This window comes from Synechococcus sp. H60.1 (genome assembly GCF_047462335.1).
Classification (GTDB): domain Bacteria; phylum Cyanobacteriota; class Cyanobacteriia; order Thermostichales; family Thermostichaceae; genus Thermostichus.
In genome coordinates this window covers 6036-18589 of the sequence record NZ_JANSJA010000023.1, presented here as the reverse complement: position 1 = coordinate 18589, position 12554 = coordinate 6036, and the positions used below count along the sequence as shown (strand labels likewise).

9 protein-coding genes are annotated in these 12554 nt (G+C 62.5%); 2 read left to right on the top strand and 7 right to left on the bottom strand.

Going from position 1 to position 12554, the window contains the following annotated elements; genetic code table 11:
- Positions 1-12: 12 nt before the first annotated feature.
- The 6 genes from NW852_RS01165 to NW852_RS01140 all read right to left on the bottom strand — a co-directional run bounded on the left by NW852_RS01165 (position 13) and on the right by NW852_RS01140 (position 7420).
- Positions 13-279, bottom strand: coding sequence for a hypothetical protein (locus NW852_RS01165; protein WP_414365481.1), 267 nt, complete (start codon positions 277-279; stop codon positions 13-15).
- Positions 276-581 carry a hypothetical protein gene (locus NW852_RS01160; protein WP_414337980.1) on the bottom strand — a complete coding sequence of 102 codons (306 nt, stop codon included), beginning with the start codon at positions 579-581 and terminating at the stop codon, positions 276-278. The genes NW852_RS01165 and NW852_RS01160 overlap by 4 nt, the downstream gene beginning before the upstream one ends.
- Before the next feature lie 21 nt (positions 582-602).
- Entirely contained in the window at positions 603-2432 is a 1830-nt protein-coding gene (locus NW852_RS01155) for a proline--tRNA ligase (RefSeq protein WP_414333119.1), read from the bottom strand.
- Between the two features lie 108 nt (positions 2433-2540).
- Positions 2541-5648, bottom strand: coding sequence for a translation initiation factor IF-2 (infB, locus tag NW852_RS01150; protein ID WP_414365485.1), 3108 nt, complete (start codon positions 5646-5648; stop codon positions 2541-2543).
- Between the two features lie 385 nt (positions 5649-6033).
- Entirely contained in the window at positions 6034-6351 is a 318-nt protein-coding gene (locus NW852_RS01145; RefSeq protein WP_414365486.1) for a YlxR family protein, read from the bottom strand.
- A 34-nt stretch (positions 6352-6385) separates the two neighbouring features.
- Positions 6386-7420, bottom strand: coding sequence for an HD domain-containing phosphohydrolase (locus NW852_RS01140; RefSeq protein ID WP_414426399.1), 1035 nt, complete (start codon positions 7418-7420; stop codon positions 6386-6388).
- Positions 7421-7669: 249 nt separating this feature from the next.
- On the opposite strand from NW852_RS01140, the gene NW852_RS01135 reads away from it, so the two are divergent.
- Both NW852_RS01135 and NW852_RS01130 read left to right on the top strand, forming a co-directional pair.
- A complete protein-coding gene (locus NW852_RS01135; RefSeq protein ID WP_414365489.1) occupies positions 7670-8068 on the top strand; it encodes a DUF4346 domain-containing protein in 399 nt (132 codons plus the stop codon).
- Positions 8069-8152: 84 nt separating this feature from the next.
- The gene (locus NW852_RS01130) at positions 8153-10993 is read left to right on the top strand and encodes a tetratricopeptide repeat protein (protein ID WP_414372503.1); all 2841 of its coding nucleotides are present in this window, start codon (positions 8153-8155) and stop codon (positions 10991-10993) included.
- Here NW852_RS01130 and NW852_RS01125 read toward each other — a convergent pair.
- Positions 10990-12552, bottom strand: a complete 1563-nt coding sequence (locus NW852_RS01125) for a copper resistance CopC/CopD family protein (protein ID WP_414426398.1) — start codon at positions 12550-12552, stop codon at positions 10990-10992. The two genes, NW852_RS01130 and NW852_RS01125, sit on opposite strands and share 4 nt — an antisense overlap.
- Positions 12553-12554: the final 2 nt, after the last annotated feature.

Below are 12554 nucleotides of genomic sequence, written 5' to 3'. Positions count from 1 at the left end.
TGGGGGTGAGGGTCAATCGGAAGGCGGCTGAGAGACTTTTGGGTTCTCAGAGTTTGCAGTTGGCAGGGCCTCTTGGACGCGGGTTGGGGAAAGAGAAGACCGCTGTTGCCAGCGCCACAGGATCCCGGCCATGACCAAGGTGGGCGAGACGATCATGGCGAGGATCACCGGCAGGGTCTCCGGCAAGGCCAGATAGGGGCCACCGCATTTGATCGCCGCGCTGATAACCGCAGCGGCCACCATCAATTGCAGGGCAAACCAGAGGGTTTTGGGTTTCATGGTTGGCTGGGATCCCCTACCATGGCCGTGAGGATACCGGCAACGCTCTCCAGATCTTCCGGTACTCGGTACAAGGTCAAGTCTTGTCGGATTGTCTGTGGATCCCCAAGGATCTGTCCGAATTGCCAGGTAGATCCGATGGTGACGGCGCCGTAGATCTGCGTTTGCGGCTCCACCTGGGCCAGGGCGATCATCTCCACCGCCATTTGGACAAAAGCCCGCGTCAGATCGTCCTTTTTGGCTTCCACCACCAGCAGGATGTTCTTGCCGCGCAATAGATAATCGAGGCTGCCTTTCAGCATTGGTGACGACAAAAGCCCTACTCAATCTGGCACGGCTAGGGCAGCAGCAATCCGCTCTTTCAGGGTAGCCACCACTTCCTCAATGGGAATTTCTACCGCTTGGCCGGTGGCCCGCTCGGCCAATTCCACCTTGCCCTGCTTAAGACTGCGCCCGGTGGTAAGGCGGTAAGGGATCCCGATGAGATCCGCATCTTTGAACTTGACGCCGGCCCGCTCGTCCCGGTCGTCCCAGAGGGTCTCGATGCCGGCAGCAGCCAGTTCCTGCACCAACTTTTCCGCCACCTGCATCTGCTCCGGGTCGGAGACGTTAGGCACCACCACCACCACGTGATAGGGGGCAATGGCCACCGGCCAGATGATCCCATGGGCATCGTGGGATTGTTCCACCGCCGCCTGGGCCAGGCGCGATACCCCAATGCCGTAGCAGCCCATCCACAGCGGCTGCTCGACGCCCTGCTCGTCGGTAAAGGTGGCCCGCATCGGCAGCGAAAACTTGAGGCCCAACTGGAAGATGTGCCCAATCTCGATGCCACGGGCGGTTTCCAGAATCTGGTCGGGGTTGAGCAGACAGCGATCCCCCGCCTGGGCTTTGCGCACGTCCACCACCTCCGGCAGAGGGTACTGCTCGCCCCAGTTGGCCCCCACCACGTGCCGCCCCACCTGGTTGCTGCCGGTTACAAAGTTTTTCAGCAGGGCTGCCGTCTGGTCAACTAGGCGCAAGATCTGAGGGGCAAAGTGTTTCTGCCGGCCCAGGCAGCTATCCGGTAGGTCGGGGGCGATGTAGCCCACCGGGATCGGATCCCCTTGCCAGCTTTTCTGGATCTCCGCGTCCGCCAGGGTGAGGGTGAGCAATTTGTGGGCCTGGTAACGCTCCGCCAGACGGCTGAGGTGGTTGGCCAGTTTTACCTCATTCACCTCTTGATCGCCGCGAATGCTCAGCAGCACCACCACCCGCAGGCCGTTGTCGTAAAGGGCTTGGTAGAGGACGTTTTTGACAATCAGCGTGGGGGAGATCTTCAAGAAATCGGCCAGCTTCTCGATGGTTTCGGTTCCCGGCGTGTCCAGAACCTGGAAGGTGGTGTAGGGGGAGTCTGCTGCCGGTGGCGGAAGGGAGACGGCCTTCTCCACATTGGCGGCATAAGAGCCATCGGGGGTGTAGAGGATCTCGTCTTCGCCGGCAGAGGCCAACACCATAAACTCCTGAGAAGCCGCGGATGGCCCGCCAATGGCTCCGGCGTCGGCATCCACCACGCGAAACTCCAGCCCGCAGCGGCGCAGGATGCGGCTGTAGGCCCGGTACATGTCCTGGTAGGTCTGGCGCAGGCTCTCTTCGTTGGCGTGGAAGGAGTAGGCGTCTTTCATGATGAATTCCCGCCCACGCATCAGGCCAAAGCGGGGCCGGATCTCGTCGCGGAACTTGGTCTGGATTTGATAGAGGGTCTGCGGCAACTGGCGATAGGAGCGGATCAGATCCCGCGCCAGCAGGGTGATCACCTCTTCATGGGTGGGGCCCAGGGCCTGCTCGCGTCCCTGCCGATCTTTGAGGGCAAACATGATCCCTTCGGCTTGGGTGTACACGTCCCAGCGGCCCGATTCCCGCCAGATCTCCGCCGGCTGCAACTGGGGCAGCAGACACTCCTGAGCGCCAATGGCGTTCATCTCTTCCCGGACAATGTCCGAGATCTTCTGCAGCACCCGCCAGAGGAGCGGCAAATAGGTGTAGATCCCCGGGGAGAGCCGCCGGATAAAGCAGCCCCGCAGCAGCAACTTGTGGCTGGGCAGTTCTGCTTCGGCGGGATCCTCCCGCAGCGTCACAAACAACATCTGGCTCAGTCTCTGGCTCTGTTGCATCCATTTCCTCCCTCTGGCCACTTAAGATTTTCTCCATTGCTTTGGGGGGAAACTCTCCCCAGGGATCCCTTGGGGCTGGGATCCCTGAAACTCTACCACCGGCTGGGACTAGGCAGGAGCCAGTGTCCGTCGCTTGGTGACCATCTGGTAGACCTCGATGATGTCCCCCTCTTGCCAAGCGTGGAACTTCTCGATGCCGATCCCGCACTCGAAACCGGCGGCCACCTCCCGCACGTCGTCCTTGAAGCGCTTGAGGGAGTCGAGGCGTCCTTCGTAAACCACCTCCCCTTTGCGGCGAACCCGCACCAGAGCATTGCGCTGCACCTTGCCGGAGAGCACGTAGCTGCCGGCAACCGCACCGCGGCTGATGGGGATCACCATACGCACTTCCGCCTGGCCCAAGGGCTCTTCCACCTCCTCCGGCTCCAGCAGGCCCTCCATCGCTGCCCGCAAGTCGTCCAGCAGGTTGTAGATGATGTCGTATTCGCGCACATCCACCCCCTTGTCGTCGGCAGCCTGCCGCGCGCCGGGGGCGAAGGTGGTGTTGAAACCGAGGATAATGGCGTCGCTAGCTGCCGCCAAATCCACGTCAGTCTCTGTAATCTCCCCAGGGGCCGCCAGCAGCACCCGCAACCGCACTTCCTCTTGGGGCAGCTCCTGCAAAGCCGTCTGGATGGCCTCGGCGGATCCCTGGACATCCGTCTTGATAATGAGGTTCAGCTCCTTGAGCTGGCCTTCCTGAGCCTTGGCAGAGATGCTGCCCAAACTCACCCGCCGCGACAGCAGCGCCTGTTGCAGACGGGCTTGCCGCAGCGCTTCCGCCCGCTCCTCAGCAATCCGCCGGGCTTCTTTCTCGTCGGTGTACACCTGGAACTCATCCCCCGCCGCCGGCACCTCCTCCAGGCCCAACAGTTGCACCGCTGAAGAGGGCCCGGCCTCCTGCAGCCGCTGGCCGCGGTCGTCCATCATGGCTTTGACTCGGCCCAGCACAGCGCCGGCCACCAGGGTATCGCCCACCCGCAGGGTACCGTTCTGCACCAGCAGAGTCGCCACCGGGCCGCGGGCCTTGTCCAGGTGGGCTTCGATCACGGTGCCGCGGGCGGGCCGGTTGGGGTTGGCCTGCAGCTCGGCCACATCCGCCACCAACAGGATCATCTCCAGCAGCGCGTCTAGGTTGCGGCGGGTAAGGGCGCTGACCTCTACCATGGGCGTGTCGCCACCCCACTCCTCCGGCAACAACCCGTGCTCCGCCAACTGCTGCTTGATGCGCTCCGGCTGGCTGCCGGGCTTGTCGATCTTGTTGATGGCCACGATGATCGGCACCTGGGCCGCCCGAGCGTGGCTGAGGGCCTCCAGCGTCTGCGGCTGCACCCCGTCATCGGCAGCCACCACCAAAACGGCAATGTCGGTGACGCGGGCACCGCGGGCGCGCATGGCGGTAAAAGCCTGGTGGCCGGGAGTATCCAGGAAAACAATGCGTCGCTTCTGGCCTTCAAAGTCCACGTCCACGTGGTAGGCGCCGATGCGCTGGGTGATCCCGCCCGCCTCGCCCTGGGCCACATTGGTGTGGCGGATGGCATCGAGCAGGGTGGTTTTGCCGTGATCCACGTGGCCCATGATGGTCACCACTGGCGGACGGGGCACCAGATGCTCGATGTCCTCCAGATCGAGCATCTCGGTTTTCTTAGCTTTGGGCTCTGCCTCGGGCCGACGCACTTCGTAGCCCAACTCTTTGGCTACCGACTCAGCCAGCGACTCGTCCAAAACCTGGTTGATGGTCACCCTCACTCCTTTGAAGAAGAGGGTTTTGATGATCTCGGTTTCGGCCACCCGCAGGCGGCGGGCCAATTCCTGCACGGTGAGGCTGCCCTCCAGGAGCAATACCTTCTCTTCTGGCAAGGATTCTGCTGCCGCCTCAGGAGCGCTAGCTTCGGCAGAGGCCGATGGCCGCTGGGGGCGGTTAGCAGCCGGGCGAGGGCGAGCGGCGGGAGCAGCCGCTGCCGCGGGCGGACGATAGGAGGGGGGCTTGGCGGTGGGGCGCGCCAAGGGTTTGAGAGCGTTCAGCTCCGCCTGCTTGACAGCCGAGATGACGGTCAAGGGATCCAAATCCAGAACGTCTCCGTCTCCTTCCTCTCTTCTGCGGCTGCGTTTGCGCTTGGCCTGAGTGCGGCTGGCCCGTCGTTCGAGGGCTTGCAGTTCCTCGTCCTCTTCTTCTACCGTCTTGCGCTTGATTTTGGGCGCAGCAGGCCGCACGGGAGCTTCAGCCAACACCGGGGTGGGGCGTTCCTCAGGGATCCCTTCTGGTAAGCGAGGGGAAGCAGCTGGCTCAGGGGGAACAGGCTTAGCCACAGGACGGGTAGGAGGCCCTACCAATTCCAGCCGCCGCTGCGGACGAGGAGCCTCCTCAGCTTTGCCGCTGCCGGAGCTCTCTTCCTTCTTGACCACTGGCGGGCGTGGCTCGGGACGAGTGCCAGGGCGAACAGGCGCCCCCACCAATTGCGGACGCGGGCGCTGCCCAGCTTGAGGGGGAGAAACCTTTTCCTCGGCAGGACGAGAGGTAGGAGCGCCGCTGGGGGAGGGCGCCTCCGAAAGGTCGTGGCGACCGGATTCAGAGGCCCGTTGCGGTGGCTCGGGCCCAGAGGCGGCTCGTCGAGGGGGAGGGAGCACCGTCGGTCGCTTGGCCGCCGGAGCGGGGCTGGGTTCGGAGCTGCCGGCTTTGGCAGCAGCCTCAGGGCGAGTCGGAGGAGCTGCCGGCTGCGGCTCCTGGGCAGCCGGGCGCACAGGCGGATCGACTTGTCGCCGCGGCGGGCCTATCAATTCTAGGCTGCCACCGGTGGACCCTTTTTCGGAGGAGACCTGGTCGGGTCGCTGCAGCGAAGGCTTGGAAGAACTGGCCTCACCAGCAGCAGCTTGCTGCTGAGCAGGAGCAGGCCGGCGAATGCCGACAATGTGCTGAGAGCGCTCACTTGCTTTGGCTTCGACGGGAGACTGCGGTTGAGAGCTCTCAGGCTGCAGCTTGGGCCGGAGCCGGGGACGAGTCGGTTTCACAACGCGAGGTTCACCCAGTTTGCTGCGCACCAACTCGGCTTGCTCTGGAGAAATGGTGCTGCTATGGCTTTTGAAAGGGATCCCCAACTGCTCACAAGCCTCTAGCACCTCGCGATTGTCACGTCCCAGTTCGCGGGCAATGTCGTAAAGTCTGACTTTATCGGTCATTCGTCTGCTAGCCTCTGCTCCTTTCTCCTTGTCAGTTTTACAATCCAGATAATTAGTGGGTAGGAGTAAACCTGTTGGGTGTGTAGGTGCTTCCTCCGGTACATCGAGAATGTCTCGTCAATCCTTCCAAGGGTGGAGACTGGAGGGAATCCAAGTCCGAAGCTGCTTTGAAAGCATCCGCAGGGGACATAAAGTGTAAGACAACCGGGGAAGGAACCAACATCAACAGCGCTTTTAGAATAACCTTTTTGCGGCTCATACAGGCCGGCCGCGGCTAACTCAACCAACCCCTATTCTGACAGTTGAGAGGGGCTACCGTGTAGTTCGCGACTGGATGAGCCTGAAAAGGTGTTTCAATATCTTACTTGGCCAATTCTGGAGCTGCCTAGGTTTTGTCTAAAGCGCTTGCCCCCGGAGCTAAGGTTTCCTGGGGGCTCTGGGCCTTAGCATCGCACAGCAGTTGCTGCTCCAGCAGTTGCCACAGCGAGTCGGGCACTGCTGCCTTGAGGGCTCTGCTGAGCTGCTGCTTCCGCCGCGCTGCCCGCAGACATTCTAGCCGGCGACACAGGTAGGCAGAACGGCCCATGCCCTTGTCCAGAAGCACCTGGTGAGTATCGTATTGCCTAACCAGCCGCCACAGTTGGGAGCGGGGAAACAACTGGCGACAACCTACACAGCGCCGTAGAGGATCCCTGCTGACCAAAGGATCTTGTCTTGAAGGGTCTACCTACCCCAGCCTACTCCAACTGGGGCAGTCGTGACCTCAGAAATTCAAAGAAACGCTCCACCAAGTAGGGATCCCGCCAGCCCTTGGCCGTTTCTTCCCGCAGGATGTCCATGGCTTCTTGGACAGTGAAGGCTCGCTTGTAGGGTCGCTCCGAGGTAAGGGCGTCGTAGATATCGGCAATCTGGAAGATGCGGGCCACCAGTGGGATCTCTTCTCCCTTGAGGCCATCGGGATAGCCGCTGCCGTCCCAGCGCTCGTGGTGGTGGCGGATGAGGGGCAGCACATCCTTCATGGTGCGCAGCGGGCGGCAGATCTCCTCCCCGATCAAGACGTGGGATTTCATCACCTCCCACTCTTCCGGCGTGTGTTTGCCCGTTTTGCTCAAAATGGCGTCGGGTATGCCCACTTTGCCGATGTCGTGCAGATAGGCTCCCCAGGTCAGCGCCTTGATCAAGGGACGGGGTAGCTGGAGAAACTCACCGAAGCCCTTGGCCAGTTGTGCCAGACGCTCACAGTGATCCCCGGTGGTGGGATCCCGGCTTTCTACGCTGCGGGCAATGGCAAATAAAACCTGGGCAGCATGATCCAGGTCTTCATTAAGGTGCTTTTGGTAAACGAGGGACCGCACCCGCGCCAGCAATTCCGCCTCATCAAAGGGCTTGCTCAGGAAGTCATCGGCTCCGACCTCGATGCCACGCACGCGGTTTTTGCGGCCGCCGGCCGCTGTAATCAACACCACCGGGATTAAGCGGGTCTCCTCATCGGCCTTGATGCGCCGACAGACCTCGAACCCATCCAATCCCGGCATCATCACATCCAACAAGATCAGATCCGGCTGCAAGGTTGGCAGCATCTGCAGGGCTTGCTGGCCGTTTTCCGCCTCGCTGACGCGATAGCCAATGCTCTCCAACAGATCCCCCAGCAACAGGCGACTGTGGGGCTGATCGTCCACGATGAGGAGATGGCCCGCCGGCTCCTGCTCTCCAGAAGGTGTTATCTCAGGGATTCCAACCCCCACTAGCCTCTCAGCTTGGGCCGATTGCATCTTGGCAGAGACTATCCCTAGCTCGCTGCCTCTAGCGTAATCTCAGCTCCCACTGGCAAGCATCCGCCTTTCCACTGAACTTGCTTTAAGCCGCCGCCAATTGCTTAACCAAAACCCTGGCCAACAAGGGGGCTTTTTCTGCAGCAATCGAACTCTCCAGGGAGCCCATTTCTCAGCCACAATGGGGATAATGTAAGGTAGTCTTGGCTACGTTGGCACCCGTTTTGTGAGCTTCTTGGCAACTTTACCATGTCGTCTTTTTCCTCTGAGTCTTTGCGGGAGCAGGTGCGCTGCATTGATGACCAGCTTTCCCGCCGACCCCTGGAGCTCGATCCGGCAGGCTACTTTGTTATCTACGTTGATCGGCAGCAGCAGCTCATTTGCGCCAAGTATTACAGCACCGTGATCAACGAGCGGGGACTGGCCACCGACCCGGAGACGGGGGCGGTGATCCCAGCGCGGGGGCCAGTCAATCGCTCCCCACAGCGGGTGTACGTCGGGCGGACGGCCAAGGAGTTGTGTGTCCAGATCTTTGAAAAAGAAAGCGAAAAGGTCGTCTCCCAGCTTAGCCACGCTGCCTACCTAGGACGGGAGTTCCAGAAGGCAGAAGCAGCCTTGATCTCCGGTGAAGAGTACGTGCAGGACTAGGGGCAAGCTCGCTGCAGGCGAGCAGCCTGTGGCAGAATCGAGCCAGCTTGCCGTGACCAAGATCACAGCGGGGCGAGCTGGATCATGGACGACAAGGTTAAGCCGGGAACCATTCTGCGGGGGCGCTACGAAATCCTGGGCCTTCTGGGGCAGGGGGGGTTTGGGGTTACCTACAAGGCCGTAGATCGAGATACCTTCAGCACCCCCTGCGTAGTTAAGCGCCTGCGCCCCCTCTCCACGGATCCCTATACCCTGGCCACGGCTCGCAAGCTGTTTGAACGGGAAGCCAAAGTTCTCAACCAACTCAACCACTACGACCGGGTGCCCCGCCTCTTGGCCCACTTCGAGCAGGATCAGGAGTTTTACTTAGTCGAGGAGTTCATTGCCGGCCACGATCTCGGCCAAGAGCTGGTGGCCGGCCAGCCCCTGAGCGAGGCGGAGGTCGTCAAACTGCTGGGGGAGATCCTGGAGATCCTCCGCTATGTCCACGCCCGTCAAATCGTGCATCGGGACATCAAGCCAGCCAACCTGATGCGCCGCGACTCCGACGGCAAGTTGGTGTTAATTGACTTTGGGGCGGTGAAGGAGGTGGGCCGGTTGGTCAGCCCGGCTCCTGGCCAAACCCAGCTGGCAACAGTCATCGGCTCGGTGGGCTACATAGCCCCGGAACAGCTTGCCGGCAAGCCGCAGCCCTGTAGCGACATCTACTCAGTCGGAGTGCTGGCCATTCAGGCGCTGACTGGGCGCCCCCCCACCAAGATCCCAGACGATCCCCGCACTGGCCAGCTTCTTTGGCGGGATCTGGCCCCAGTGAGCGAGGCGCTAGCGGTAATTTTGGATCGCATGATCTGTCCCCGCTGGCAAGAGCGCTTTCAGTCAGCAGCTGAGGTGCTAGAGGCGCTGCGGCCCCTGCTGCCTGTTTCCAACGAAGCTGTGGCTTCTGATCTTTCGGTAGACCAGGTTTTGGCAGCGCGCCTCTTGGTCCGTGGCCAAGAGAAAGCCCGCCAAGGGGATCTCCAAGGGGCGATTGCCGACTACACCCTGGCCATTCAACTGGATCCCCAGAATAGCCGCGCCTACAGCCAGCGGGGCAGCGCCCGCTACAAAACTGGCGACTGGGCAGGAGCAGTTGAAGATTTCACCCGCGTCATTCAACTGGCGGGGGGAGAGGCCCGCACCTATTTCAACCGTGGCCTGGCCCGCTACCGGCTAGGGGACTATGAAGGGGCAGTTGCCGATTATACCCACGCCCTCCGCCTCAATCCCCACTGGGCAGTGGCCTACTACAACCGCGGCAACGCCTACCGGCAGCTTGAGCAGCCGCAGCAGGCGATTGAGGATTATTCCCGCGCCCTTGAGCTCAACCCTGAGGAGGTGCGGGCTTATTTTAACCGCGGCGTGGTGCGCGGCCATCTGGGGGATGCCCAGGGGGCAGCGGCAGATTTCTCCGAAGTCCTCAAGCGGGATCCGCAGGATGGCGAAGCCTACTTTAACCGGGGAGTGGCGCGGGCGCAGTTGCTGGACTTCCAGGGAGCGATAGAGGACTACACCCAGGCGCTACAGTTGGATCCCGGTCACAGTAAGGCCTACTACCGCCGCGGCCTGGCCCGGCAAGCGGTGGGGGATGTCCAGGGGGCCATTGAGGATTTCTCTCAGGCCATTGCGCTACAGGCTGCTGGAAGCTCTGAAGCAGAGGTGGCAGGGCAGGCGGAGCTCTATCTGCAGCGGGCTATGGCCCACCTAAGCAACAACGCCCTGGAGGCAGCGCTGGCGGACTGTGAACAGGCGCTCCGCCTTAACCCTGCACTAGCCCAGGCCTATTGCTACCGGGGGCTGGCCCGCCAGGAGTTGGGGGATCCGGCAGGCGCTTTAGCCGACTTCAACCGCGCCTTGGAGCTGGATCCCCAGTTGGCCAAGGCCTACCTTAACCGCGGGATTGCCCATCGGGATCTGGGCCATCTGGAAGCGGCTCTGGCCGACTTGAGCCAGGCCATTGCTTTGGATCCCAGCGATGCCAGGGCCTACAGCAGCCGCGGCCAGGTTCACCGGCTTTTGGGGGATCCCTTGGCGGCGCGGCAGGACTACACGGCTGCCCTGGAGCGGGATCCCCATAACCCGCAGCTCTACTTTGACCGCGGCCAGATCCATTTTGAGCAAGAAGAGTGGCTGGCAGCCTGTGAGGAGTTCTCCCAGGCGCTGCAGTGGGCAGGCCAGCCGGGGAGCCAGCGTGGGCTGGATCTGCTGGCTCGTATCCATCTATACCGAGGCCTGGCGCGGCAACGGCTGGGGGACTGGCAGGGAGCACTGGCGGATTTCACAGCCCTGATCCAAGCGCAGCCGCAGGCGTCTCAGGGATTTGCCCTGCGGGCAGCGGTACATCTGACTTTGGGCAACAAGGAGGCAGCATTGGCTGACCTTGACCAAGCTTTGAGCTGCAACTGCGACTGGGGCCTGGCGGATGCGGCCCTCGCCTACCGGCAGCGGGGGGATCTCCACCGGCAGGCCAACCGGCTACAGCAGGCCATTGCCGACTACACCCAGGCCCTGCTCTTGAATTCGCAGGAGCGCCACGCCCTCTTCTGGCGGGCCCTCCTTTGGGATCAGGCGGGGGAGATCGAGAGCGCGCTGGCCGACTACACCCAGCTCCTGCAACTGGAGCTGGATCCCCAAACGCGCCTCTGGGCCTTGAACAACCGCGGCTGGGCCTATGCCCAGCAGGGAGACTTTGCGGCAGCTATCCGCGACTACACGCAGGTTCTCCAACTGGACCCCAGCCATATCAAAGCCCACTGCAATCGCGCCCTAGCCCGCGCTGCCCTTGGTGACTGGCAAGGAGCCTGTCAGGACTTCCAAGCTGCCCTCCAGTTGCAGGGATACCAAGGTCGCCTTGGGGAAGAAGAGGCTCACTCCCTAGGCAGCTCCTAGCGATCCCCCACCCTAAGCCTAACTTGCTCCCGTCGCTCCTCGAAGTCGCTCACTAGCAGCCTTACCCGGATCTGCCATTCTCCCGCTAAGGGCAAGAGGACATCTTCCACCTCAAACCGGCCAGGTTCTTTCGGCAGGGCCTGGCGCCGCAAAGGCGGGATCCCACGCGCGGGCAGGTCAAAGTCCAAGCTCAGCTCCTGGGCCGGGATCCCTTTGACTTCCACTTGCACCTTGTTGTTGCCGGGGCGACAGGGCCGGATCTGCAGGCGGAGGCTGCCTTCTGGCCAGCCCAATGTCGCTTGGCAGGCTGGCTCCCGGGGGAGTTCTGCTCCTTGCCCAGGAGGGGCTTGGGCCACTAGAAAGCTGGTTAAGGCCAGCACCAAAACTAGCCCCACCAACTCCAGGCGGACAATCCCCTGCAGGGATCGAGCCGCCGCCCAGACCCCCGACCGCAGCGCCGGCAGCAGCCGCAGCTTGTTGTGGGCGGCCAACCCTAGGATCATCAGCACCAGCAGCAGCTTGGCCCAGAGGTACTGCCCGTAGGGATGATCCCAGTCCCAGCCGCGGTGGATCCCGCCCATTCCCACCCCTGCCAGCACCAGCCCCGGCACGGCCCAGGTGGCCACGTCGGAAAACCGCTGGATGAGGCCTACTGCGGGGGGAGTCAACTCAAGGACTCCGTCCCGCTGGCGCGAATGGCTTAGCAGGCGCTCCAGCCCCCACAACCCCCCCAACCAAAAAGCCGAGCCGGCTAGATGCAGCCCCAAGAGGGCCATCGTCCCTGCTGGATACTCGCTGGTGAGGGCATGGCCGATGGGCAAAAACGAGCCAATCACCGCCATCGACCCCAATCCGTTGGCCCAGCCAGGGCCGCCCTCGCAGGCCCAGATCAGGATCCCCAGCCCCACCAGCCGCAGCCCCGTGCCCCAACCATAGGGAGAGGCCAGCACGCTCAGCAGCTCCGACCCGGCAAAGTGGGGGTAGAGCTGGGCCAGGTGCAAACTCAAAGCCACCAGCGTCAGGCTGAGGGTGAGCCAGGCAGCCGCAAAAGCCCAGGCCTCGGCAGAGAGCTCTATTTGATCTGCAGGGCCCGACCGCCCCCGCACCAGCCGCCACCAGCCCAGCACGCCCACCACAAACAGGCTGCCCAGGTAGATCCCCCAGCGCACTCCCACCAGCGGCCAATAGAAGGGATCCCCCGCTTGGGCTGCCCTCGCCGCCTGCAACAGCCCCGGATCCGCCGTCCCCACCTGAAAGGCAAACGAACCACTCACCGGATGGGAATCGGCAGAGATGGCCCGCCAACTGACGATGTAAACCCCCTCCGGGATCTCCGCCGGTAAATCCCCCTGCGGTGCGTTGCCCGTGCCGACCAAGTTTTCCAGGGGCAGCACCTGGCCGTTGCCGTCCAAAACCTGGAGCTGCGTGAGCTGCACAGGTTCATTGAAGACCAGCCGCACCTGCGCCGGCCCTTCCTGCAGGATTGCTCCATCTTCGGGAAAGGTGGAGAGCAAGCTGGCATGGGCAAAAACGGGCTGGATCCCGCCCACCCACAGCAGGG

Bases quoted from the DNA above. Each gene is read 5' to 3' on its own strand.
- NW852_RS01160 (WP_414337980.1), bottom strand. From the start codon at position 581: ATGCTGAAAGGCAGCCTCGATTATCTATTGCGCGGCAAGAACATCCTG.
- NW852_RS01155 (WP_414333119.1), bottom strand. From the start codon at position 2,432: ATGCAACAGAGCCAGAGACTGAGCCAGATGTTGTTTGTGACGCTGCGG.
- infB (WP_414365485.1), bottom strand. From the start codon at position 5,648: ATGACCGATAAAGTCAGACTTTACGACATTGCCCGCGAACTGGGACGT.
- NW852_RS01140 (WP_414426399.1), bottom strand. From the start codon at position 7,420: ATGCAATCGGCCCAAGCTGAGAGGCTAGTGGGGGTTGGAATCCCTGAG.
- NW852_RS01130 (WP_414372503.1), top strand. From the start codon at position 8,153: ATGGACGACAAGGTTAAGCCGGGAACCATTCTGCGGGGGCGCTACGAA.
- NW852_RS01135 (WP_414365489.1), top strand. From the start codon at position 7,670: ATGTCGTCTTTTTCCTCTGAGTCTTTGCGGGAGCAGGTGCGCTGCATT.
- NW852_RS01165 (WP_414365481.1), bottom strand. From the start codon at position 279: ATGAAACCCAAAACCCTCTGGTTTGCCCTGCAATTGATGGTGGCCGCT.